This is a genomic window from Paraburkholderia sp. JPY419 (assembly GCF_050435705.1).
In the GTDB taxonomy this organism is placed as follows: Bacteria; Pseudomonadota; Gammaproteobacteria; order Burkholderiales; family Burkholderiaceae; genus Paraburkholderia; species Paraburkholderia youngii.
On sequence record NZ_JBNDKV010000003.1, the window covers coordinates 483,876 to 507,612 of the forward strand.

Here is a 23,737-nt window from a genome sequence, read left to right on the forward strand (position 1 = left end):
TCTCGTACGACCGCCTATTTGCACCGGAGCCCGCAGCGGGAGGACAAGCGCCGACGATGTATTCATTAGAAGACAGTCATGCATTGATGGCGATCAAAGGCACAAAGAAATGTTTTCGCTATATTGCACTAGGCGACGCGGGGGCGCTGTTTGGTTTGATTGTTACACGCCTCCTTCGGAATATTTTGGCATGCGGTGGAGAACGTTTCAAGAGACTGTTCGGAACATTGGAGATTTTCACCTGCAAACTAGGTGGCATCCAGTCGTCAGCTGCTTCTTGTAAATGTCGACGTGTCTTTTAAAGCTTATGCGCAGACGACGACAGGCGGGGAACCATGCGTCAGTACGCCCAGCTCTCCAGCTTGCGCTGGAGAGGTTGCCGTCGAAGCTAACGGGTTTGGCTCGGGATTAACAATCCAGGCAGTTCTTCTTGAAACACTCTCTGAGTAGGAAGCGGATGTCGAATGCACAAAAGTTTTACATCGACGGCGTCTGGGTCGCGCCGTCGGGCGACGCGCGCCTCGCCGTTGTCGATCCGTGCACGGAAGAGGCGTTCGCGCAGATCGCGCTCGGCAATGCCGACGACGTAGAGCGCGCTGTGACCGCTGCAAAGCGCGCATTCGCGTCGTTTTCGGTGACGCCGCTGACTGAGCGCGTCGCACTGATTCGCCGCATACTCGACGCTTATGCGGCGCGTTACGACGAGATGGCCGATGTCATTTCGCGCGAGATCGGCGCGCCGAAAACGCTTTCGCAAACATGGCAGGCCGCGCTCGGCAGACGTCACCTCGAAGAACTCCTACGTACCTGCGAACGCTTCGCCTGGCAGCGCAAGAAGGGCACGACCCTTGTCAATTATGAGCCCGTCGGCGTGGCCGCGCTCATCACGCCGTGGAACTGGCCGATCAACCAGATTGTCTGCAAGGTCGCCCCCGCGATTGCCGCCGGCTGCACGATGGTGCTCAAGCCAAGCGAGATCTCGCCGCTGAACGCCGTGCTGTTCGCCGAGATTCTCGATGCAGCAGGCGTGCCGCCGGGTGTGTTCAATCTCGTGAACGGCGACGGCCCGACGGTGGGCGCGGCGCTCTGCAGTCATCCAGATGTCGACATGGTGTCGTTCACCGGGTCGACACGAGCGGGCGTGGAAATCGCGAAGCTCGCGGCGCCGACCGTCAAGCGTGTGCACCAGGAACTCGGCGGTAAGTCCGCAAACATTCTTCTCGACGATGTGGACCTGGAAGCTGCCGTCACTTCGGGTGTCTACGAGTGCTTTGGCAACAGCGGCCAGTCGTGCAACGCGCCGACACGTATGCTGGTGCCCGCAGCGCTGCACGACGAGGCCGTGCGCATTGCACAGCATGCGGCGGCCTCTCACTGTGTGGGTCCCGCGAACGACGACCACACCACGATGGGCCCTCTGGTGAGCGACGTGCAATACACACGCGTGCAACGGCTGATTAAAAAGGGCATCGAGGAAGGCGCACTGCTCGCAGCCGGCGGGCCGGGACGTCCCGACGACCTGTCGCGCGGTTACTACGCGCGGCCCACGGTCTTCGCAAACGTCGACCAGTCGATGACGATCGCACGAGAAGAGATTTTTGGCCCAGTGCTCGCCATCATGCCGTACCGCGACGAGGAAGACGCGATCGCGATTGCCAACGATACACCGTTCGGACTTGCTGCATACGTTCAATCCGCAGATCGGGCGCGCGCCCAGCGTGTGGCGCTCCGGCTGCGCGCGGGCAGCGTGTATTTGAACTATCCGGCGTGGGACGCGGGATCGCCGTTCGGCGGATATAAGCAATCCGGCAACGGCCGTGAATATGGCGAGTGGGGTCTGGAGGCGTTTCTCGAAGTAAAGGCCATCGTCGGCTATGACGATCAGGCGGGACCCGGCACGGGCGGTGACGTGCACGCGTACTCAAGTGAAGACTCATTGGCCTCAGAGGATCCGAGGCGCTGGTTGAACGCACCCAAGCCCTGATATCGCCTCAAGAAATATCTCCAGGAGCTCTGACATGAATTTACCGGATTCAGAGCATATCCAGTGGCTCGTGAGTCAATCAATGCTCCACCAGGTTCGGGCACGGGCACGCAGTTATGCGGGGCAAGCCAAGCTTTGGCTTCACCCCTATGCCGAGGCACGCCCGCGTGAGGTCTGCGCAAAGTCGTCTGTCTGGTTCACCGCGTACCCGGGCGCGGTTATAGCCGCGCCGGGACAATCGGTACTCCAGGCATTGGGAAACGAGACACTGTGGCGTTCGCTGTCCTCGTTGGGCATTAGGGCCATGCACCCGGGTCCAACCAAAGTCGCAGGTGGTCTTAATGGTAAGCGCTTTACCCGTTCGGTGGACGGCAACTTTGATCGCATCGGCCTAGAGATCGATTCCAGATTCGGCAGTAAAGAAGACTTCATAGCGATGAGTCGCATGGCGGCAGCGCACAACGCTGTTGTCATTGACGATATTATTCCTTTGCATACTGGCAAAGGCCCCGACTTCCGGCTCGCTGAGATGAATTACGGGGACTATCCCGGCCTCTACCACATGATCGAGATCATGCCTAGCGACTGGAACCTTTTACCAGACGTACCTGAAGGCAAAGATTCCATCAATCTGCCGGCTGACGTCGTCGACACCCTAAAACGTAGGCGCTACATCGTTGGCCAACTTCAGCGGGTAATGTTTTTTGCGCCGGGCGTCAAGGAAACAGACTGGAGTGCAACCGCTCCTGTACTCAGCGTAGACGGCATTATGCGCCGGTGGGTATACCTTCACTACTTTAAGGAAGGTCAACCGTCACTGAACTGGCTCGACCCAACATTTGCAGCCCAACAAATCAGTATCGGTGATGCTCTGCACTCCATAGATGACCTCGGCGCACGCGGACTTCGCCTGGATGCCAACGGCTTTCTCGGCATCGAGCGAAGACCACACGGCAATGCGTGGTCGCAGAGCCATCCACTCGCGGTCGCGGCCAACCAGCTTCTTGCCGGGGCGATTCGTAAGGCCGGTGGGTTCAGCTTTCAGGAACTTAATCTCACCCTCGACGACATGGCGGCGATGTCCAAAAATGGCGCGGACCTGTCTTACGACTTTGTCACACGTCCTGCGTATCAGCATGCACTTCTGACGGGAGACACAGAGTTCTTGCGGCTGATGCTACGCAAGGCCCATCAGTACGGCATCGACCCGGCGTCTCTCATTCACGCGCTTCAAAACCACGATGAACTGACGCTGGAGCTCGTACATTTCTGGTCGCTACACGCTAACGCAACCTTCACGTTCCAAGGGCAGACATGGAACGGCAACTCCCTTCGAGAGCATATCCGGGAGAAGATGTACGAGCGCTTGTGCGGCGAGCATGCGCGCTACAATGTTCCTTTTGTGTCAAACGGTGTGTCTTGCACGACAGTCAGCGTCATCACTGCGGCACTCAATATTCGGGACTTGGACGCCATAACGCCTAGGGACAGGGACAATATCCGACAAATTCATCTTCTTCTTGCGATGTTCAATGCTTTTCAGCCCGGCATTTTTGCGATATCGGGGTGGGACCTTGTGGGTGCACTACCCTTACCCATTGAAGCCGTCGAGGAGCGAACGACTGACGGAGACACGCGCTGGGTACAACGCGGTGCCTATGATCTAACAGGCGAAAACACACATGCATATGCATCCAAAGAAGGCATGCCGCGCGCAGTGGCCTTGTACGGTACGTTGCCGGAGCAGCTCACCGACCCCACCTCTTTCGCCTCACAACTCAAGCGTCTCCTCGCTGTGCGAGACTCGTACGGCCTTGCCTTAAGTAGGCAAATAGGGATTCCCGACGTTGTCGCGCCAGGCCTCCTAGTAATGATTCACGAACTTCCCGCTGGGAAAGAGATTCAGATTACAGCTCTGAACTTTGGTGCAAGCAGCGTCGATGAGACTATTACCCTACGCTGCACCGCGCCAGGACCCGTCATCGACATGCTCGCCGATTCGGTTATCGGTCACCTCGACGAACTGGGTAAGCTGCGAATAGTGCTTGAGGGTCACCGAGGTGTATCACTGAGAATTGGGAGTTCTCTTTCTAGTTGACGTGCATTAAGGGGCACACCCGGCGATATCCACGCAGTTGAATCAGACACTGCGCTTCAGAAATTAAATGTCCGTGGCGTTCCTGAAGTTTCTCTCGACGGCTCTGATGCAAATAGGTAAGGGGGTTGAGCAGTTTCATTCAGGATGGGTATCTTATCGAGCGGACAGGACCGCTAGAAGGGAGTTAACGTGCCACCGCACTAATGGAGCGCCCAATAATTTCTACCCAGCCGTGGCCGGATCTACTTCACGAACGCCTGTGGCTGCTCACTCCAACTGCCCAGCCGGACCAGCCTGCGAAGCGGGCCGCAGCTGAGTCGCCGCTTGTCGCGCGGCTGCCTGAGCAAATTCCCAGTCGCGCTGCGTTTCATGCGCCAAGCATTCCGAATGAGCATAACACGGTCGCTCATGCAGCCGGATCACCTTTCTTGCCTAGTCGGCGGCGCGCGAGATCGCGTCATCCCCGACGACGCCCACGTCAAGCTCTTGCTTTTGATGCGTTAAAAAACCTGCGAGCAACTCATCCAGCCGCTTCAGCGGATGACAAAAAAGCGCCCCTTCAACCGTCTTGTGTCAGGTGCTGTTGAACACCTTGATGGCGTCCTTGACCATTTCGTCGACGGCCGGGGGGTGTCCGACGGACAGCGTCCCTCGCGGCCCCGTGCCGAGCCGAGCGTGTCTAGTTGCTGCCAGCGCGCTCCGGCCGGACGCATTGAAATCCGGGCGCACGGCACGTCCCTGCTCTATGTTCCCTCTGACCGGCTCGCTCAGATCGACCAGGGCGTCGTCGTCGAGCATAAGCGGCTCGGTCACGCGCTGCAGGTCGCCCAAGCCTTGCAGGCGCAACGCGATGACCGACGGGCGTCGAGCTCGCCGTCACGCACCAATCAGGGTAGTGCGGTACACGCCAAGGAGTCGGCTTCCGGGCACCAGGAAGCACGGGAATTCACGCAGGATGACGTGAACGCAGTGTTGACGGGGACACACCGGAGCGCGGGCAGGCTCGGTGCTAAAAACCTCCCTCAGAGAGACAAATAAGCGAGCCAAAACCGCCCTCAACACCTACCCCAGCCTAACAAAACCAACCTCACCCCCGACATCTGGTAAATGGCCCGCACCCCGACATTCGGATCTCGCTTTGACAATTCTCCACTTTGGAATATGCCGGGCCCCGAACTGCGGAAGTCGTCCATCAAATCAGAGCTGTGCAAATCACTGGTGCTTACTGCCACCGCGCCTCCAGCGGTCGATGATGCGGCCCACGCCCAACAGGTACTTCGTCACATACTTCGTGGTCGCATACTCGACGTAGCCGAGCGGACACCTCCTCCGGTTGAGGAACAGATGATCTTCGTGCCCGTGCGATTCCTTCGAGAAATTGATCAACCGGAATCGCTGCGAGTCAAGCCGCTGCTCAAGCCGGACGACATCCCTCTTCTCCACCGGCCGCAAAAATCTTGGAATTCGATCGCGATCTGGCCAATGTTAGGGAGAAACGCGTCCGGCAGTCAATCAAGCAGCGGCACCTCGGCGCCTTGGATGTCGACCTTCACCAAATCGATTTGCGGGATTCCCTACTGCTGCGTGAACACGTCGAGCCGCACAGCGGCCACCTGGTCTCGTGATTGTTCTCGCTGGTGCGAACGAACGACGATGCCTCCCGATTCGTCGCCACGAAGAAGCTCATCGTCCCTGCACGATCGGCAATCGCGAGATTCGAGGGCTTCACGCGCACCATGCCGCCGAGCCGCGCAAAACGGTCGGGATTCGGCTCGACCTCGTAACAGATGCATTCGCATTTCTCCGACATCAGCCGGCAAAACGTACCGCTGTTCGCGCCTAGATCGATAACAGTGCTGTCTCGCTGAAAAAACCGCTTGAAAAAGGTATGCCCGCTGATACGATCCATCGTGTTCTCCTATAGTTCACGAGAAATCGTCGCACTGCAACCAGAAGGAATCTGCCGGCGCAGGCGCGAGACGTAGAGCAGTCTGAAACGGTCGGCCGCATTAAAATACTTGAACGGCAGGATCGAGAACGCCATCGCGGCATCAAGTCGCGAACTGGAACGGTGCCCGGCCGCGCCTCTGGGGTGTGCAAGTCGTCGACAAGGCCTCTCTGATTGTTTTCCGGGAACGTGCATAAGCGGATAGCAGCGTTATAAGCGGTGCTCGCGCAGCAACGCTAGAAGAACGGCAGGGATCCACGCAACCGACTTGGCAATGCCCAAAAATCCGCTCATCGTGCCTCACGAAGCGCCATGCATGTGTCCTCCTGAGACACGATGCCCTGCAGCCGGCAGAAGGGCTCGAAGAAAGCCCTTTTCTCTGCGAGGGGCAGTGACGAGAGACATGTGCAGCAGCGCACGAGGATCGCCGCCTTTGGTGACGCTGGGTGCCGCTCTTTGAGAAGGCGCTTCGTCAGCACAAGCGACCGGTGGGCAGGAGCTGGTGGATGGACGAACCTCCGTCAAGGTCAAAGGACAATGGAAATGTCTGTATCGCGCCGTCGACAAGCAAAACAACACAGTTGATTTTCTTCTGCGCGCTCGTCGTGACAAAGCTGCGGCGCGCCGTTACTTTCAGACGGCCATTGACCGGAACGGCGAGCCCCGGGACGTTCACCGTAGATAAGAGCGGCGCGAAGCTGGCCGCACTTGAAGCCATCAACGCAGAACGGGAAATCCCGATCAGAAGCCGGAAGAACAAACACCGGAACAACGTCGTGGAGCAGAACCATCGACCGATCGAACGTATCATCAGATCGATGATGTGCTTCAAGGATTTTCGGTGTGCACGCGTAATTCTCTCTGGTATCGAGGTGATGCATATGATTCGCAAGGGGAAAATGAAAAACGACGGCGATGACCGAACGGCAGCCGCTCCTTCTATTCGCTGATGCTATAAGCAATCCAATATTTGTTGGAACATGCTCGGCTGTCTTCCTTATCGCGACAGAACCCCGCAAGGCCTTGGCACTCGATTCGCCCCAGCGTCGAATTGTCTCGTGACTAGATGCTATGTGGGAGGGCAGCGGCAGTAAGCCCACCGGAGTAAAACGGAGTTGCACACTCGTTTTCTTCGAAGGAGCACGCAAATGGATGCGCCTGACACAGCCCTCGGTGGGCAGAATACGACGGCAGGTGGCCGCCTGTACATGGCTTTTGAACTGGGCGAGAGGAGCTGGAAGCTCTCACTTGGTGATGGCCGGCGCGCGCCCAGCCGTTACACGGTCGCCGCAGGCGATACCACGGTAGTCCTAACCGCGATCGCTAACGCCAGAGCGCGTTGCCATCTGGGCGCCGACGCACCCGTCTACAGCTGTTATGAAGCCGGCCGCGACGGCTTCTGGCTGCACCGCTGGCTGAGCGAACAGGGCATCGTCAATCTCGTGGTGGATTCTGCCAGTATCGAGGTGAACCGCCGTGCGCGCCGCGCCAAGACGGACCGGCTTGACAGCGACAAGCTGCTGTCGATGCTCATGCGCTATTACGCGGGCGAGCGGCGGGTGTGGGCAGTAGCACAGATTCCCACGCCCGAGCAGGAGGACGACCGGCGCCTGCACCGCGAGCTCGAACGCCTGCGGAAAGAGCAAACCGCGCACACCAACCGGATCCATTCCCTGCTGGTACTGCACAACCTTCGGATCAGGTATGTCGGCGGTCGTATCTGGACACACTGGTGGACCCGTCAACGCGAGCTGCTCGCGCCCGGTCTGCGCGCCGAGATTGACCGCGAATATGAGCGGCTCGCGCTGGTCCGTCAGCAGATCCGCCAGCTCGAAGTGCAGCAGGACCGGCAGGTGCGTAGCGGCGCACATCCCGGCATGGCGCTGCTCGCACAGCTCGCGGGCATCGGTGCGGGCAGCGCGTGCACCCTCGTCAGGGAACTGTTCGGCTGGCGGCAGTTTCGCAACCGCCGCCAAGTGGCCGGCTGTCTGGGCCTCACGCCCACCCCATACGCCAGCGGGACCAGCGAGGTCGAACTCGGTATCAGCAAGGCGGGCAACCGGCGATGCCGCTGGCTGATGGTAGAGCTCGCCTGGAGCTGGCTGCGCCTGCAGCCCGGCAGCCAGCTCAGCCACTGGTTCAACCAGCGCTTTGCCGGCGCCGGCAAGCGGCTGCGGCGAATTGGTATCGTCGCGCTCGCACGCCGTCTGGCGAAAGCGCTGTGGCGCTGTCTCGAACACGGCGAGATTCCCGCTGGTGCGATACTCAAGCCAACACCGTGAGGGGCTGAATAATCATTAACGACATCGGATGTAGCGACAGCATGTAAAGGTCAACGCGCCCGAAACACGCTCGGGCTACCCGCTGCGGGTGGCCGTTTCCCTAGATGGGGCGCGTCGGTAACAGGGTAGTGCCAGCGCTTCGCGCATGCGCCATGAGGTGACCGGCCTGCCAGGTCGGCACGGATAGAAGGTCGACCCGGCATTGGCCGGTCAACACACACCCTGACCTGAATGACATTGACACGCCAGGCTACGGTAACGTGTACGTGAGAAGCGTCGGTCCCGTGCTTTACGGAATGGTCTCTACGGCCAGCCTGCGCCTGGTCATCAATGGTGACCGCGCAGGCTGGCCGTAGAGACCGGACGACGAGGAAGAGGTTTACTTCGGATAACAGATTTTTATCTCTTCAACAGGGCTTGACTTTCAGCTCCCCATAGAAGAGCGTGTTAGGAACTTCGATTGAGACCTGGTATCCTGGCGGGATGAAAAGAACCGACCGCAAAGGGTATCCGACAGATGTGTCGGATGAGGAATGGAGTTTCGCGGCGCCGTATCTGACGCTGATGGACGTTGACGCGCCCCAGCGCAAATACGAACTGCGCGACATGTTTGATGCATTGCGCTGGATGGCTCGTGCCGGCGCGCCGTGGAGGATGCTGCCCAATGATTTCCCGCCGTGGGAGCTGGTGTATCAGCAGACTCAACGCTGGCTGCAGGCTGGCTGCTTTGAGAGCATGGTGAGCGACCTGCGCTCGGTGATACGCGTGGCACAGGGCCGTCGGGGACAGCCCAGCGCGGTCATCCTCGATGGCCGCACGATACAGTCGACCTGCGAGAGCGGCCCGCGTGCGGGCTATGACGGTTATAAGCGGCAGCGCGGTAGCAAGGTACATATTGCAGTAGACACGTTGGGACAGTTGCTGGCGGTGCACGTGACCCCCGCCAATGAACAGGAGCGCGCACAGGTAGCGGAGCTTGCGCGGCAGGTCCAGCAGGTAACGGGACGAACGGTCAAGGTGGCATTTGCCGATCAGGGATACACGGGCAAGGAGCCAGCGCAGGCTGCATTCGACGAGGGCATTGACCTTCAGGTGATCAAACTCGAAGAAACGAAAAAGGGTTTCGTTCTGCTCCCCCGCCGGTGGGTGGTCGAGCGCAGCTTTGGCTGGCTCAACCGTTTCCGGCGTCTCGCACGTGACTATGAACGGCTTCCCGAAACTCTCGCTGGGCTTCATTTCGTCGTCTTCGCAATGCTCATGCTTGTCCACGCCGTGCCAGTACTTCAAAGTTCCTAACACGCTCTAACGACAACGCCGCGGCCGAACAACCGCTCGTCGATGTCGCGCAGCCTCCACTGAAACTGATAGCATCAGCGCACGGCACAACTGATGACGATCATGGGAAAGCGATGGCCGTGATAAAAGCGATCTGGAACTTTGCATCGCGGGATGCCCCCTGGCCCCGTCAGCAACGTGACATTGCTGAAGCTAATGTCGGAAAGCCGATTTGGCAAAACCATCATTGCGCATATTTCTCGCTTGCATCCGTTACGTGGATCAGTGTTATCCAAACAATCGATTTTGTAGTCGACACGGAAATGCCGCATAGTGCGTCCGGCAATGCACAGTACAGCCACCCACTATCCATTCCATGAACGCAAATTTGCATGAACCGCCTGAACGCAACTGGCGCTGTCCGCTCAAATATCGCTTTCGGAGTACCCTTTACCATCGGAGCCGTGATCCGCTTGATGACAATGGGCGCGCTAACCCGCATCATCCAACCTGAAGGACGGTTTACACCGCCCATCCGCCCAAATCGATCGTCGTCAGCATTTCCGATGCATTTCTTTGAAATTTTCTGCGAAACTTCCTGAGATCAACGCTTGGTAATCGCGTACAGAGAATGACAATTGGTAGCGCCACCTGTTTTTTTCTGTGGTTCCGGCGGCACGATTTTTCTTCCGAGACTATTCGAAAACATTTTCAGATACGATATTTTATTTTTTATTTTTCGCGAATTATTGCGGACCGAAAATTCGTTAGCTTACCTACCGACTCTAATCTACCTCGCCGTCTAGCGGAGCATGGGTCATACGCCGGTGGTCGTTCGTCAGTCGCAGCTGTCGACGTGTGAGTGGTTCTTAAATGGCGATCAAAGTCCGTATGACATTGACAAGCACTTTGTTGGCGTCTACGAGAATGTGCTCCTTCAAACGCGGTCTCGCCTGAGCTCCATCCCGTGCGGTGGGGTGGATGTTTCCATCCCGTCTTGGGGGATAACACCGAAGCGAAGCGCCTTGAGCGCTGAGAGGTTTGGCACACGAAAAGTTGGACGCTAAGTTCGTTGTTTCGACGCGCAGGCCTTGCGCAGTATCGGGCTCTATCAATGCCCGCGATTCGTTGCGATCGGTGCGTGCATCTTCTCGGTTTCCGTCTTTCGGAAAGCCGAGTTAACACCGCACTCCGAAATTAAACATCCCATACATGGTTTTTTTTGAACTGGCCTCTTATGCAAGCTGTCGTCTTCGGTGACTGTGCTGGGTGGCTGCATCCCGCACCAGGACAGCACGGTGTCGTGTTGTGCAATGCTTTCGGCTACGACGAACTATGCACGCATCGTGCATGGTTGCAATTGGCCGAACGACTGGCTGTGCAGAAAATGCCCACGCTGCGTTTCGATTATCCGGGAACCGGCAATTCGCTACATGTTGAGGAGGATCCGGACCGCGTCGACGCATGGATCGGCAGCATCGCCAATGCGTTAGCATACCTGCGCACTGTATCCGGCGTACAACGCGTCTCGCTATGCGGGTTCAGGCTCGGTGCGATGCTCGCCGCGCTTGCCGCGGAGCGGTTGTCGGGCATTGATGGACTCGTGCTGCTCGCCCCGGTGCTGTCCGGAAAAAAATATCTGCGTGAACTGCATGCGCATCATCACCGCTGGCTCAGCGCGCGCGCCCATATGAGCATGTGCACGGCGCCAGAGAGCATGCACACGGTCGGCGCCTTTGGCTTCGGGCTTCATGGCGACGACATCGACAGGATCGGGGGGATCGATCTGCGCAACGACACGACAGCACCCGCGCGACGCGTGCTCTTGCTTGAGGCGAACGACCGCAACAGCGGGAACGCATTGAGCGCGCGATATGAAGCATATGGCGCGGCCGTCGAGCGTGCGCCGTTCGATGAACTTGATCACTTTCTCGTCGAGGCACGCTTCAGCAAGCTTCCGGCTCGTGCATTCGCGACAGTATCGGCATGGCTCGCAGACGACGTCGACGGAGATGGCAATATCGATGCTTCGCCCGCTTCTCTGCGCACACTGAATCAGTCCGCGTCCCGCGCCATACCGGTCGCTCCCACATTGGCCGGACCCAATTTCATGGAGCAGCCGGTTTCTGTCGGCGCATGCTTCGGCGTGTACTGCCGCCCGCGCGACGCACTCGAGAATGCCCCTGCGGTGCTGTTCCCAAACACGGCCGCAAACCACAACATCGGCGACGGCCGCTGCTTCGTGCTATTCGCCCGCCGTCTCGCCGCGATAGGCATCGCGTCGCTGCGAATGGATCTGGCCGGTCTCGGCGACAGCGCCCCCGAAGAATGCACTATTACAGCCGAGTCGCTCCATTCGCAAGAGGCATGCGCCGATGTGATCGCCGGCGCGAACTGGCTGCTCGGACAGGGCTACACGGCAGTCGTTACATTCGGTATCTGTAGCGGTGCTTTCGTTGGTCTGCATGCGTGCGCGGCACACCCGCAAATCGTCGGCGCGTTCGGCGTGAATCTTCAGCAGTTCGTGTGGCAAAACGAGGAGCAGGTGCGAAACAGCAGCGCTATCGCGTCGAACCGGACGCTGCGGCGAGCCGCGCTTAGCACAGACAAATGGAAGCGCGTATGGACCGACAAGGCATCGCTCGCTGGCATGGTACGTGGACTCGTGACGTGGGCGACACGCCGTTTGGAGCGTCGCGTCGCCGATTTGATGGACGCGATCATCGGTTGGTCGTTCTCTCCGAACAATGCTCGCCGACTCCTCGAACTTCTCCACGAAAAAGGTGCCGAAGTGCGGTTGTTATACGGTGAGTTCGATCACGGTATCGACGAATTAAAGCTGCAGTTCGGCGCGAATCTACGTGGCCTGAGGCGATTTCCGCACGTACGGGTCGCGATGTTGCCAATAGTCGATCACTCGCTGTTTATGCGCGCCGCGCGCGAGGCCGCCATGAGCGATGCGCAGCGGTGGTTGCTCGAACGGTTCTGCAGCCTGCCAGATACCTCATCGGACGCGCCCTACCCGCCGCAAATGAAGAAGCCGCCCACGCCGACTGTCGAGCCGTAGCCCGTTCCATGCGTTTCGCCCGCCTCTTTTCTTCGCATAATAAGGTATCCAAATGAAAGAAATTCTTCGTCGCATTGTTTGCGAATCGGTTCACTTGCGCGGATCGCCTGACACGCTTGACGATGAAACCGACTTGTACGCCGCCGGACTCGAATCCATAGCGACCGTCCATCTGATGCTGGCTATCGAGGAAACCTTTGAAATCGCGATTCCGGATGAGATGCTCGGCCGACAGTTTTTCTCGAGTATCAATTCGATGGCCGATGCGATCTTACGACTCCAGAAACAAAAGGTGACGTCATGAGCGCGCAGCTTGCGAACGAGGCGGCACTGCGGGTCGCTCGGGTAGCCGCCAAGCATGCGTACGCAGTCGATCGCGATGCGCGCTTCCCGGCCGAAGCTATCGACGCACTGCGAAAAGAGCATCTCCTGCCCGCATTGGTCCCGGCCAGTTTCGGCGGCGCCGGTCTAACGCTGACCGACGTCGCGTCGCTCTGCGAAATCATCGCGCAAGGCTGCGCGTCCACTGCGATGATCTACGCAATGCATTTGACCCAGGCGGCGTGCGTGATCTCGCATTGCTGCGGACAGCCTTGGCAGCTGGCTTTCGTCGAGCGGATGGCCCGTGAGCAGTTGCTGCTCGGATCTGCGACCTCCGAGGCAACTACCAGCGGAAGTCTGCGCGCCAGCATGTGCGCAGTACAGCGTGACGGCCAGCGGTTCCGCATCGAGAAGGACGCGCCCACTATCTCGTATGGCGCTTACGCTGACGCCATTCTCATTACTGCGCGCCGTGCGAATGACGCGCCGCCCTCCGATCAGGTGCTGATTGTGGCGTTGCGCACCCAGCTCGCACTAGAACCGCAAGGCAACTGGGACGCGCTTGGTATGCGAGGTACCTGTAGCTCGGGATTTCGTCTCGTCGCGAACGTGGATGATGCGCAGATTCTGATCCCGCCGTTCAGCGACATCGCCAACCGTACAATGCAGCCGGTGTCGCATGCGCTGTGGGCAGCCGTATGGACCGGCATCGCGGCGGATGCGCTGCGGCGCGCAAACGCGTACTGTCGCGCTCAATCGCGCGCGTTGCCGGATGGCATGTTGCTTGCCAGAGTGCGGCTTGTTCGTGCGACCGAGCAGTTGCAGACGATGAAAGCACGCTTGAGTACGGCATTTGCCGCAGCGCAGACTGTGCATGCGGCCGAGTACGGCAAATGCGCAACAGAATTGCCGCTGACCGTTCAACTCCGCTTCATGGCGGATATGAATAGCCTGAAAACCAGCATCTCGTCGGCCGCACTGAAGGTCGCGCACGAGGCGATGATGATCTGCGGGATCAGCGGGTACCGGAATGGCGGCCGCTATAGCATCGGCCGGCATCTGCGCGACCTTTACTCTGCCCCCCTAATGATTAACAACGACCGGATAGACCAGAACACGGCTAGTCTGCTACTTGCGCAGCGCCCGTCACTATTAATAGAAGAGGCATGAAATGAGCGTACGTGTCACATCTTCCCTCCCTAACTATGCACACGGTGATGCCCCCATATCCGATGCGCAACGGCCGTTGCGCGACCGGTTGATCGCAGCCGGCCTGCTCGTCGACACCGGCGAAAACGGCCTGTATGGGCACAACCATATCTACGAAGGCATCGTCGAACGCCTGACCTGGCTGATATCGTGCATGGCTGCGGACCAGCATCCGGAAGTTCTGCGCTTCCCGCCAGCGGTGCCACGCAAGGACTTCGAAGACAGCGAATACCTGAACAACTTTCCGCACCTCGCCGGCACGATTCACGCGTTCTGCGGCGACGAGCGCGACCACCGGCGCCTGCTGCGGGCGCTCGACGACGTGGTATCCGATCCCGGCGACGAGCGAAGCGACGCCTGGCTGGCCCAGCAAAAGCCAACGCGCGCTGTGCTCACACCCGCTGCGTGCTATCCGGTCTACCCGGTCATCGCGCGACGCGGCCCGCTACCAGAAAATGGGCTCACAATTGACGTGCTGTCGTACTGCTTCCGTCACGAGCCTTCCCTGGATCCGACGCGCATGCAAATGTTCAGAATGCGCGAGTACGTGCGGATTGGCTCGCCAGAAGATGTTCAGGCTTTTCGTGCGACATGGATCGAACGCGGCCATGCACTTACAGGAATGTTACGCCTGCCCTCTGAACTCGACGTCGCGAACGACCCATTTTTCGGCCGCGGCGGCAAGATCGTCGCGGACAGTCAGCGCGCGCAGCAGTTGAAATTCGAACTGCTGATCCCGGTAACGGATCGGCACCGCAAAACCGCCTGCCTATCGTTCAACTATCACAGGGACCACTTCGGTCGGATATGGAAACTGCGTTGCGCGAATGGCGCCGTCGCGCACTCGGCCTGCATCGCATTCGGAATGGAGCGGCTCGCGCTTGCGCTGCTGCATCATCACGGGTGCGACGTCGAAGCATGGCCCGACAACGTGCGTGAACTACTTTGGGGCAATAGTCGCGAGCGCATTGCCGCTGAACTAGAGTGCTGGCGACAGCCTGCTGACGCACCCGAAAATGATGTCAATAACGACGAAAAACAATAAATTTATTGATGGTGCAGAGGCACTCACCCGTAAGCGTTGCTCGAGCACCGTCTAGACCGATGGCGCCAAAGTGGACACACTAGATGCTATGAGGGAGGGCAGCGGCAGTAAGCCCGACTGGAGTAAAACGGGATTTGCACACTCGTTTTCTCCGAAGGAGCACGCAAATGGACGCGTCTGACACAGCCCTCCGTGGGCAGAATACGACGGCAGGTGGCCGTCTGTACATGTCTTTTGAACTGGGCGAGAAGAGCTGGAAGCTCTCACTGGGTGATGGCCAGCGCGCACCCAGCCGCTGTACGGTCGCCGCTGGTGATACCACCGCAGTTCTCACCGCCATCGCCAACGCGAGGGCGCGTTGCCATCTCGGCGCCAACGCACCCGTCTACAGCTGTTATGAAGCTGGCCGCGATGGCTTCTGGCTGCACCGCTGGCTGACTGGACAGGGCATTGCCAATCTCGTGGTGGATTCGGCCAGCATCGAGGTGAACCGCCGTGCGCGTCGTGCCAAGACGGACCGGCTCGACAGCGACAAGCTGCTGTCCATGCTCATCCGCTATCACAGTGGCGAGCGGCGCGTATGGGCGATGGCACGTATCCCAACTACCAAGCAGGAAGATGACCGGCGGTTGCACCGCGAACTCGAACGCCTGCGACAGGAACGTACCGCGCACACCAACCGGATCAGCTCCCTGCTTGTATTGCATAACCTTCGGGTCAGGTATGTTGGTGGCCGCATCTGGACGCACTGGTGGAACCGGCAGCGCGATCTGCTCGCGCCCGGTCTGCGCGCCGAGATCGACCGTGAATGTGAGCGCCTCGCGCTCGTGCGCCAGCAGATCCGCTCGCTCGAAGTGCAACAGGAGCGGCAGGTGCGCAGTGGCGCGCACCCCGGCATGGCGTTGCTGGCGCAGCTCGCGGGCATCGGTACCGGCAGCGCATGGACCCTGGTCAGGGAACTGTTTGGCTGGCGACAGTTTCACAACCGCCGGGAACTTGCCCGTTGCCCGTTGCCCGTTGCCCGTTGCCTGGGCCTGACGCCGACGCCATACGCCAGTGGTACGAGCGACGTTGAACTCGGCATCAGCAAGGCGGGCAACCGGCGATGCCGCTGGCTGATGGTCGAACTCGCGTGGAGCTGGCTGCGCCTGCAGCCCGGCAGTCAGCTCAGCCACTGGTTCAACGAGCGCTTTGCCGGTGCCGGCAAGCGGCTGCGGCGCATCGGTATCGTGCCGCTCGCACGCCGACTGGCGATCGCCCTGTGGCGCTTTCTCGAGCACGGCGAAATCCCCGAGGGCACAATACTCAAGTCGGGAAACGTCAACACAGTGACGGCCTGAATGATTAATGACATCGGATGTAGCGACAGCATGTAAAGGTCAACGCGCCCGGAACACCCTCGGGTTACCCATCGCGGGTAGCCGTGTTTTTAGATGGGGCGCGTCGGTAACAGGGTGGCGCCAGCGCTTCGCGCATGCGGCATGAGGTGACCGGCCTGCCAGGCTGGCACGGATAGAAGGTCGAACCCGGTACTGGCCGGGCATCAGACACCCTGACCTGAATGACATCGACATGCCAGGCTGCAAATGATGTCGGTCGTCAGCGTCACAACCTGAGACTCACAGGTTGTCTACGGCCAGTTTGCGTCTGGTCGTAGCAGGCGACCACGCAAACTGGCCGTAGACAACGGGAAAGGAGATTTACTTCGCATAACAGAATATTTAACTTGAGCGGGGCTTGACTTCTGATTCCCCATAGAAGAGGGTGTTATGAACTTTCAGTTGGACCTGGTATCCTGGTGTGATGACACCACGCAAGCCATACCCGACTGATGTGACGGACGAAGAATGGAGCTTCGCCGCTCCTTACTTGACCTTGATGAACGAAGAGGCACCGCAACGCCGATACGAACTTCGCGAAATGTTCAACGCGCTGCGCTGGATGGCGCGAGCCGGTGCCTCGTGGCGTATGCTGCCGACCAACTTCCCGCCGTGGGAACGGGTCTATCAGCAAACACAACGGTGGCTGAACGCGGGTTGTTTCGAGGCGATGGTTAGCGATTTGCGTTCGGTGCTGCGTATCGCCCAGGAGCGCCGGGGGCAACCCAGCGCGGTTATCCTGGATGGACGCACGTTGCAGTCCACGTGCGAAAGCGGCCCGCGTGCGGGCTACGATGGCTATAAGCGCAAGCGTGGCAGCAAGGTACACATGGCGGTCGATACGCTGGGCAAGCTGCTGGCTGTGCACATTACGCCGGCCAACGAGCAGGAGCGAGCGCAGGTTGCCGAGCTTGCCCGCCAGGTTCAGCAGGTAACGGGTCAGACAGTGAAGGTGGCATTCGCTGACCAAGGCTATACAGGGGAGGATGCGGCGCAGGCCGCGCGTGATGAAGGCATTGAACTGCAGGTTGTCAAGCTGCCGGAGGCTAAAAAGTCCGTCCTGAACAATTCGTTTTGCCGAGCACCGTAGTTACGGGGATTGAAGCCGAGCAAGTCGGTGGTTGAACAAGGCGGTCAGAATGAAGGCGCAAAGAAGCCGCAGCTTCCTGAGGATCATCCGTAGATTGTGTCCTGCGCCGCACATCACCGCGTGCATCGCGTCGCCGAGCGCACCCTTGAGCCAGTTGCGATCGAGTTTTCCGTCTGTCTTCATGTGACCGATTGCTGGCTCGATTGCGCTGCGCCGTCTGATCATCGCGCGTAGTCCGCGTGTAATGCCCCGCCGCAAGCCCGGGTGGTAGATCTTCACACCATCGACGGCGACACCCTTGTAGCCACGGTCGACGATGGCGACCTCCGGCGTGGCGTCGCACAGGATTGCCGCCTGCTCCAGCGCTTCAGCCAGGGTGTGCCCGTCGTACGGATTGCCTGGCATCGAGCGCATGCCAACCACCAGTCCTTCCTTGTGGGTCGTCGCGATCGAAACTTTCACCCCGAACTCGTACGGCTTGCGCGCCTTGCCCTTGGCCAGGCACTCGACTTCCGGTGCATGCAGCGCATAAAGCTTGTTCTTGTCCTTCGGCTTCTGCGCCAGAATGCGTCTCGTGCGGGCGATCAGTTCCGTTAATTCAGCGCAGCCTAGGTCGGCCACCTGGTTGACCTGCCGCTCCACATCGCGCATCACCCGTCCAACGCGCGAGCGCAGCGTGCGCAGCGCTTTCCTCATGCGTTTGTACTGTTTCGCGTGAGCGTAGCGGCCAATCTGCAGCGCCAGATGCGGCGCCTCGCGGTTGTAGTTCTGCCTCAGTTTCAGACCGTGCCGTGCCGCGGCTTTCACCAGATGTTCGCGACACCGTTCGAGCAGGCGCGAATCGGTTGGGTGGGCGATCGCCTTCTCCATGACGGTCGTATCAACAATCACGCGCTTGACGCTCGAAGCCTTGATCACGCCAGCGCGTTTTGCTGCTTCGATCGTTTCGGCCAGCAACTCTTCAACGCCGGCTTCGCCCATTCGCTTGCGCCAACGCGTCAGGCTCGATGGGTCGATCGGAGGTTCGGTCTGCAAGTAGGTCTCGCCGGTGAACACCTGCCAGTACGGGTTCTCTACCCATTGCCAGACGACCTCTTCGTCGGACAGGTCGAACGCGTGCTGCAAATACAGCAACCCGGCGATCAGCCTCGGCGATGTCGCCGGTCGTCCCTTGCGCGATACAAAGCTTTCGCTCATTGATGCGCCCAGTCGCTCCCAGTTGATCAGGTCGGCCAAACGTATCAACGGATGCTTCAGGTTGATCTGTTCGCGCAGCGGCTGGCGGAAAAAATCTCCCTCCGTCACAGGCGTCTTCGGACCCATTCGCACCTCGTCGAAAAATGCAGGATTCTCACGTTAATGTGCCAGGATCCTGCAAATCTCACAACACCAATTCGGCCTCAAAGCTCTGCCACGCAAGGCTCTCCGAATTGATCAGGCTCGACTAAAAAAGGCTTTGTCCTCCTGCCGCGTCGCTGGGTGGTCGAGCGGGGTTGTGGTGCAAATAGCGCTCAAGGATCGGCTAGAGTGTCGCCCTGACCGATTTGAGGAGCCGCGATGAACAAGCTGAAGAGTCTGGACGGGCTATTCGCCGGCCGTCATTTTGACCGTGAGGTGATCATTCTTTGTGTGCGCTGGTATCTGCGCTACAAACTCAGCCTGCGCGATCTCGTCGAGATGATGGCTGAGCGAGGGTTGTCGCTGGCTCACACGACGATTCTGCGTTGGGTGGGCCGCTATACGCCCGAGTTCGTCAAGCGCTGGAATCATTTTGCCACGTCTGCGGGACGGTCGTGGAGGGTTGACGAGACGTACCTGAAGATCCGGGGCAAATGGGTTTATCTATATCGGGCGGTCAATCGGGACGGCCAGACGGTAGACTTCATGCTCAGGTCCAAGCGCGATGTGGCCGCGGCAAAAGCCTTTTTCGGCAAGGCGGTCAAACATCAAGGCCGGCCACCGGAGACGGTCACCCTGGATGGGTATGCTGCGTCGCACCGGGCCGTGCGTGAGATGAAAATTGACGGCCTGCTTCCCGAGGACACGAAGGTGCGCTCTTCGAAGTATCTCAATAAGCTGATCGAACAGGACGATCGTCACATCAACTCAAGAACGAACGTGATGCTTGGATTCAAACGGTTCAGAAGTGCCGCGATCACGATTTCAGGCATCGAGTTGATGCATCGCATTCGCAAGGCGCAGTTCGACCTCTGCGCGCTCAGGCTCAGCGATACCACCGCGCCCGCGGTTTGGAACGCTGTCCTGTTCAATCGATAAGGTATCCAAATCTATAAAGATTATTTAGACCACGCTACCTATTTGCACCGGAGCCGGAACGCTTCGCCACATGGTATGGTTGGACTGGAACTGCCTAAATCGGTAAGGCTATTTTAATAAGGATAACTACCGGTACCGTTACCGGTACGCGTACAGTCTACGTTCGTTAACTTGACAAAGCCGTATCTACAGGCCCGCGAACGAAATCCGCGGCGCTGGTCCGGCGCCACCCGGAACTGGACGCCTGTCGGCGCAGTAACACTGAATCCCGAGCGCGACTGCATCGTTAAAACACATACGCACTCGACTGATATAGAGCCATTGGCCGCATGACCGAGGCGACAACTTGCTTGACTCGCGCCGACGGGAAACCGGCGCCACGCAAGGCTCACTTCGTCGGAGTCGGTCGTCGAACCGGGGAAGTCTCAACATTTGTGCAATTTCGTACCAACTTTTCTTCGTTTGACAGACGCCGTCTACGGACGTTTAACAGCCATGGTCAAAGCTGTCCGCAAGTTCGGCGTAAGCTCGACATCACCGCTGCTGACGGAATTCAGCGTTTCACGAACCAAGTCCGGATAGGCACCTTTGGATAACTGGCCGATAGCGATATTCGCAGCTTCCCCCGGGGAATTCAGCCGAAAGAGTTTTTGTACAGCGAGTGCACGTATCAACTCACTATCGTGGCCGTCCGCTATCTGGTTCAATGTCTGCACGGCCTCACTTCTTAAGTTCGCGGCATCGGGAATGCCTGATTCCTCAAGAGTGCCGATGAGATTCAGTCGCGCGACAGCGGTCCTCTCATCGGTCGTGGCATCGCTCCTCAAATCGCTCAGCGCCTTACTGAAGACCTCTTGAGGCGTTTGACTTGGCATGTTGAAGTAAGTCTCATACATCTCGGCATATTTGGATTCGTTTTTGCCCTCCCAAATGGCATTTGCTTCTTGCAAGACTATGTCTCTGCCAATTGCAGAATCAACTAGGATGGATCGAAGAATGTCTCGCTCCATGCCCTGTTCGGCAGGCATGTCGTGATAGAACTGAGTCACAAGCTTTGCGACCTCGGGGGCATTTTCCAAAGCAATCTGCAGCCGAGCCCGAAACTCATCCAGCTCATTCTGAGACATGTTGCCGCGATTCACGATCTTCTGAAAGATCGCACGAAGGCTCGCGTCAATTTGTACAGGTGTATCATTGGATGCCGCTCCGGAGGGCTTGTCATCGGTGGCCAAACTCCCGCCGGCATTAATGCCATCGGCCCACGCAATTCCCTCTTTGCTGCTTGTCCCGGTGGCTTCGGAAGACCTCAAGTCTGTGGGCTTGTATGCGCGCTTCGCTTGCTCCGAACTTACCGTGGGCGCGGCGAGAAATAAGAGGTACCCTGCCACCACCATCAGCAAGCATCCAACGATGGCTAGATGGACTCGACGCCGTGAAGATAAATTTATATTGAAGGACATAAGCTTTCTTTGTAGATAAGGAACGTCAGCCGTCTGACACAGTGCACGCCTCGCTCTTGGCGGTATCGTGGCGATACCAAAGACACTCCGCTGTCTCAAGCCAATGAACGAGGCGAATCGCGATCTGAGTAACTAAATGCGCTGATAGTTGCAGCTACTGCCACGCCACTCTGGCAAATATCCTTCACGATCATATGCGCCACCGACGTATGTGCAACGCCAACTCTCCCCTCCCATCCAATCGGAACGCCATCCCGCTGGGCAGCTTGACTGCAAGGTGAGGTAGTTATCCGCTCCGATCACGTGGACTTTCCCCCATCGTTCGCTGAAGTTGATGACTGCGCGGCCCTTCCAGCCCGGGTTAGGGCCACAAGTGACCGTTTCGCTACGAATATTGCATGCAGTCCATGACTTATTGATCCCGACATCGATCGCCATTTCGCCGATTTTTATCGGCATTCCCCACTGCGCATCGATGTTAAAGCTGGTGGTGTGGCATGACGAATGGCCTGTCGTTAACGCCACGGTTCCACAGCTTCCTCCAGAGCCACCGAAACAATAGTGCCAGTCCGATCCGTCCAAGGAGTAGCCGTGCTGGCTTTTGCCGATCCAACCCAAGAACTGGGTGTTAAGCGTCTGCGCGCTGACGGGGCCGTTATAAACGTCCAGCCAAGCAGCTATGAGCAGAATTAATATCTTTTTTGATGCCACGGAAGATTCCTCTCTTGGTTTCGGTTAAGGCTACGCTGATCAAGCCGCGTAAATGCGACTTGTTGTGACTGCGGCGCCTCCGGTTTTTTTGGACACAGATTTGGGGTAAAACTGTGATCCAAACTGGAGTGGTTGACGTTGAAGACAGCTGATACGAAAGCGGTTGCGCCAGAGGCGCTGGAAGGAGCGCGTAGCGCGACTGGAAGCGCCTCTGGCGCCGCCGAAATCAAGCGCTGGTCGACCGGCCGCAAACGTAGCGTCGTCGTTCGGTTGCTACGTGGCGAACCCGTTGACGCCGTATCCCGTGAAGTCGGTGTGACGATCGCCGAACTCGAGCAATGGCGTGAGCTGGCACTGGCCGGCATGGAGGCAGGCCTGAAGGCACGGAGCAGCGATCCGCTGCAAGCGCGGCTCAATGACGCCGTGCGACGCGTGGGCGAGCTGTCTATGGAAAACGAGATCCTGCGCAGGGACCGGGAGCTGCAGGCCCGTCGCCCTTTGACCGGTCGGAGATCGTCGACATGAGCCGCGAGATCTCCGTCAGTGCAGGCAAGCCGTTTGGATTGCAACGGGTTTGCCAGGTGCTCGAATTCCCGCGGCTGCGTAGTGCCGTCTGCCAGACTGACCGGAGCCCGAAGCCACCGCTCAATGTACAGAAGCGTCACCCTGCACTTCGTGTGATGCCGTATCGCCTTCATCAGCAAGGCGTGATCGATGGAATCGAAGAACCCCTTGATGTCGAGATCAAGCACCCAGTCGTATTGCCAGCAACGCACGCGCGCCATGGCCACTGCCTGATGTGCCGACCGGCCCGGCCGGTAGCCGTAAGAGTCGGGATGGAAGCGCGGTTCCAGTTGTGGCTCAAGACGCTGTTTGACCACCATCTGAGCCACCCGGTCCGCGACGGTCGGTATCCCCAACGGTCGCAAACCGCCACCTGCCTTCGGAATCTCCACACGTCTAACCGGTGGAGGTTGATAACTTCCCGAGGCCAGTCGATTCCAGAGTTTATAAAGGTTGTCAGCCAACCTCGAATCGAACTCCTCGATCGTCTGCCGATCGACTCCAGCAGCGCCCCGGTTGGCCTTGACCTTCTTGTAGGCCTCCCACACTTCACGCTTGGAAATATCAAACGGTTTGGCATGCCGAGACAGATCCTCCCGTTGCCGGTTGTCTGCCTCGTCTTGCCGGGCAACGTCGCCCCTTCGGTCCAGCCCCATTACAGGGCCTTCCTCCCTACTACGGACGACTCCGCCCCTGTGCCGCGCATCGGTACTCAGGCTCTTGCAGGGGCTGCCTGCTTGAGCTTCTCCCTTCGCATCGCGACGACAGGTTCCTACGTTCCTCATTGAAGCCTGCGCTGGCGTCACGCCACCTTCATGCCGGACGCCAGACAGCCCGTCAACAGGCTCCGTCTGTCCTTGTCCCGGGGCATCCATACCCCCCGGTTTTGGCGTCATCATGGGGTTTCGACACGTCATCAGTGGTTCACTCGCGTTCGTCTCACCAGCACTCATCTGACAGAATTTCTCTCTGCCTTTTCCTCAACGCTCACCACGCGGACTCTTTACCCGCGCAGCTTGAGGTGATT

Annotated in this window: 18 protein-coding genes and 3 pseudogenes; 14 read left to right on the forward strand and 7 right to left on the reverse strand. The window is 58.7% G+C overall.

The features are described 5' to 3' along the window. The first annotated feature begins 457 nt into the window (after positions 1 to 457). Both QFZ91_RS25720 and treS read left to right on the forward strand, forming a co-directional pair. Entirely contained in the window at positions 458 to 1,984 is a 1,527-nt protein-coding gene (locus tag QFZ91_RS25720) for an aldehyde dehydrogenase family protein (RefSeq protein ID WP_429568875.1), read from the forward strand. A 34-nt stretch (positions 1,985 to 2,018) separates the two neighbouring features. Then, positions 2,019 to 4,082 carry a maltose alpha-D-glucosyltransferase gene (gene treS, locus QFZ91_RS25725; protein WP_429568876.1) on the forward strand — a complete coding sequence of 688 codons (2,064 nt, stop codon included), beginning with the start codon at positions 2,019 to 2,021 and terminating at the stop codon, positions 4,080 to 4,082. Positions 4,083 to 4,655: 573 nt separating this feature from the next. Here the strand turns inward: treS and QFZ91_RS25730 are convergent. From QFZ91_RS25730 to QFZ91_RS25740, 3 genes are all read right to left on the reverse strand, one after another. After that, positions 4,656 to 4,880 carry a hypothetical protein gene (locus QFZ91_RS25730; RefSeq protein ID WP_429568877.1) on the reverse strand — a complete coding sequence of 75 codons (225 nt, stop codon included), beginning with the start codon at positions 4,878 to 4,880 and terminating at the stop codon, positions 4,656 to 4,658. A gap of 414 nt (positions 4,881 to 5,294) precedes the next feature. Then, a complete protein-coding gene (locus QFZ91_RS25735; RefSeq protein ID WP_176126218.1) occupies positions 5,295 to 5,468 on the reverse strand; it encodes a hypothetical protein in 174 nt (57 codons plus the stop codon). 163 nt (positions 5,469 to 5,631) lie between these two features. Beyond that, positions 5,632 to 5,991: an FkbM family methyltransferase gene (locus QFZ91_RS25740; protein ID WP_429523923.1), complete on the reverse strand. Its 360-nt coding sequence runs from the start codon at positions 5,989 to 5,991 to the stop codon at positions 5,632 to 5,634. A gap of 479 nt (positions 5,992 to 6,470) precedes the next feature. On the opposite strand from QFZ91_RS25740, the pseudogene QFZ91_RS25745 reads away from it, so the two are divergent. The 10 genes and pseudogenes from QFZ91_RS25745 to QFZ91_RS25790 form a co-directional block, all read left to right on the forward strand. After that, positions 6,471 to 6,988 (forward strand): annotated as a pseudogene (locus QFZ91_RS25745) (IS6 family transposase); the annotation flags it as partial. 190 nt (positions 6,989 to 7,178) lie between these two features. Next, positions 7,179 to 8,312, forward strand: a complete 1,134-nt coding sequence (locus tag QFZ91_RS25750; RefSeq protein WP_429568801.1) for an IS110 family transposase — start codon at positions 7,179 to 7,181, stop codon at positions 8,310 to 8,312. A 483-nt stretch (positions 8,313 to 8,795) separates the two neighbouring features. Further along, positions 8,796 to 9,608: an IS5 family transposase gene (locus QFZ91_RS25755; RefSeq protein WP_429568878.1), complete on the forward strand. Its 813-nt coding sequence runs from the start codon at positions 8,796 to 8,798 to the stop codon at positions 9,606 to 9,608. A gap of 371 nt (positions 9,609 to 9,979) precedes the next feature. Continuing rightward, positions 9,980 to 10,189 (forward strand): hypothetical protein, encoded by a 210-nt coding sequence (locus tag QFZ91_RS25760; protein WP_429523925.1) that lies wholly within the window; start codon positions 9,980 to 9,982, stop codon positions 10,187 to 10,189. A gap of 635 nt (positions 10,190 to 10,824) precedes the next feature. After that, positions 10,825 to 12,654, forward strand: a complete 1,830-nt coding sequence (locus QFZ91_RS25765) for an alpha/beta hydrolase family protein (protein WP_429568879.1) — start codon at positions 10,825 to 10,827, stop codon at positions 12,652 to 12,654. Between the two features lie 52 nt (positions 12,655 to 12,706). Continuing rightward, a complete protein-coding gene (locus QFZ91_RS25770) occupies positions 12,707 to 12,958 on the forward strand; it encodes an acyl carrier protein (protein WP_429568880.1) in 252 nt (83 codons plus the stop codon). Next, positions 12,955 to 14,145 carry an acyl-CoA dehydrogenase family protein gene (locus tag QFZ91_RS25775; RefSeq protein ID WP_429568881.1) on the forward strand — a complete coding sequence of 397 codons (1,191 nt, stop codon included), beginning with the start codon at positions 12,955 to 12,957 and terminating at the stop codon, positions 14,143 to 14,145. The genes QFZ91_RS25770 and QFZ91_RS25775 overlap by 4 nt, the downstream gene beginning before the upstream one ends. 1 nt (position 14,146) lies before the next feature. Continuing rightward, positions 14,147 to 15,229, forward strand: a complete 1,083-nt coding sequence (locus tag QFZ91_RS25780) for an amino acid--[acyl-carrier-protein] ligase (RefSeq protein ID WP_429568882.1) — start codon at positions 14,147 to 14,149, stop codon at positions 15,227 to 15,229. Positions 15,230 to 15,396: 167 nt separating this feature from the next. Further along, positions 15,397 to 16,569: an IS110 family transposase gene (locus tag QFZ91_RS25785; protein ID WP_429568883.1), complete on the forward strand. Its 1,173-nt coding sequence runs from the start codon at positions 15,397 to 15,399 to the stop codon at positions 16,567 to 16,569. Between the two features lie 463 nt (positions 16,570 to 17,032). Then, positions 17,033 to 17,662, forward strand: a pseudogene (locus tag QFZ91_RS25790) (IS5 family transposase); the annotation flags it as partial. A 36-nt stretch (positions 17,663 to 17,698) separates the two neighbouring features. On the opposite strand, the gene QFZ91_RS25795 reads toward QFZ91_RS25790, so the two are convergent. Beyond that, on the reverse strand, positions 17,699 to 19,021 hold the full coding sequence (locus QFZ91_RS25795) for an IS5 family transposase (protein ID WP_429522490.1): 1,323 nt from the start codon (positions 19,019 to 19,021) through the stop codon (positions 17,699 to 17,701). A 234-nt stretch (positions 19,022 to 19,255) separates the two neighbouring features. Between QFZ91_RS25795 and QFZ91_RS25800 the strand changes: the two genes are divergently transcribed. Further along, positions 19,256 to 19,975 (forward strand): IS6 family transposase, encoded by a 720-nt coding sequence (locus tag QFZ91_RS25800; protein WP_429568884.1) that lies wholly within the window; start codon positions 19,256 to 19,258, stop codon positions 19,973 to 19,975. 476 nt (positions 19,976 to 20,451) lie between these two features. On the opposite strand, the gene QFZ91_RS25805 is transcribed toward QFZ91_RS25800, so the two are convergent. Beyond that, positions 20,452 to 21,375 carry a hypothetical protein gene (locus tag QFZ91_RS25805; protein WP_429568885.1) on the reverse strand — a complete coding sequence of 308 codons (924 nt, stop codon included), beginning with the start codon at positions 21,373 to 21,375 and terminating at the stop codon, positions 20,452 to 20,454. A 192-nt stretch (positions 21,376 to 21,567) separates the two neighbouring features. Continuing rightward, a complete protein-coding gene (locus tag QFZ91_RS25810; protein ID WP_429568886.1) occupies positions 21,568 to 22,146 on the reverse strand; it encodes a hypothetical protein in 579 nt (192 codons plus the stop codon). Positions 22,147 to 22,284: 138 nt separating this feature from the next. Between QFZ91_RS25810 and QFZ91_RS25815 the strand changes: the two genes are divergently transcribed. Beyond that, the gene (locus QFZ91_RS25815) at positions 22,285 to 22,671 is read left to right on the forward strand and encodes a transposase (RefSeq protein WP_429569165.1); all 387 of its coding nucleotides are present in this window, start codon (positions 22,285 to 22,287) and stop codon (positions 22,669 to 22,671) included. Between the two features lie 143 nt (positions 22,672 to 22,814). Here QFZ91_RS25815 and QFZ91_RS25820 read toward each other — a convergent pair. Beyond that, a pseudogene (locus tag QFZ91_RS25820) lies at positions 22,815 to 23,663 on the reverse strand (reverse transcriptase domain-containing protein); the annotation flags it as partial. Between the last annotated feature and the right edge of the window lie 74 nt (positions 23,664 to 23,737).

Excerpts from the sequence above, each read along its gene's own strand:
- QFZ91_RS25720 (WP_429568875.1), top strand. The coding sequence starts at position 458 with ATGTCGAATGCACAAAAGTTTTACATCGACGGCGTCTGGGTCGCGCCG.
- treS (WP_429568876.1), top strand. The coding sequence starts at position 2,019 with ATGAATTTACCGGATTCAGAGCATATCCAGTGGCTCGTGAGTCAATCA.
- QFZ91_RS25730 (WP_429568877.1), bottom strand. The coding sequence starts at position 4,880 with ATGCTCGACGACGACGCCCTGGTCGATCTGAGCGAGCCGGTCAGAGGG.
- QFZ91_RS25740 (WP_429523923.1), bottom strand. The coding sequence starts at position 5,991 with ATGGATCGTATCAGCGGGCATACCTTTTTCAAGCGGTTTTTTCAGCGA.
- QFZ91_RS25750 (WP_429568801.1), top strand. The coding sequence starts at position 7,179 with ATGGATGCGCCTGACACAGCCCTCGGTGGGCAGAATACGACGGCAGGT.
- QFZ91_RS25755 (WP_429568878.1), top strand. The coding sequence starts at position 8,796 with ATGAAAAGAACCGACCGCAAAGGGTATCCGACAGATGTGTCGGATGAG.
- QFZ91_RS25760 (WP_429523925.1), top strand. The coding sequence starts at position 9,980 with ATGAACCGCCTGAACGCAACTGGCGCTGTCCGCTCAAATATCGCTTTC.
- QFZ91_RS25765 (WP_429568879.1), top strand. The coding sequence starts at position 10,825 with ATGCAAGCTGTCGTCTTCGGTGACTGTGCTGGGTGGCTGCATCCCGCA.
- QFZ91_RS25770 (WP_429568880.1), top strand. The coding sequence starts at position 12,707 with ATGAAAGAAATTCTTCGTCGCATTGTTTGCGAATCGGTTCACTTGCGC.
- QFZ91_RS25775 (WP_429568881.1), top strand. The coding sequence starts at position 12,955 with ATGAGCGCGCAGCTTGCGAACGAGGCGGCACTGCGGGTCGCTCGGGTA.
- QFZ91_RS25780 (WP_429568882.1), top strand. The coding sequence starts at position 14,147 with ATGAGCGTACGTGTCACATCTTCCCTCCCTAACTATGCACACGGTGAT.
- QFZ91_RS25785 (WP_429568883.1), top strand. The coding sequence starts at position 15,397 with ATGGACGCGTCTGACACAGCCCTCCGTGGGCAGAATACGACGGCAGGT.
- QFZ91_RS25795 (WP_429522490.1), bottom strand. The coding sequence starts at position 19,021 with ATGGGTCCGAAGACGCCTGTGACGGAGGGAGATTTTTTCCGCCAGCCG.
- QFZ91_RS25800 (WP_429568884.1), top strand. The coding sequence starts at position 19,256 with ATGAACAAGCTGAAGAGTCTGGACGGGCTATTCGCCGGCCGTCATTTT.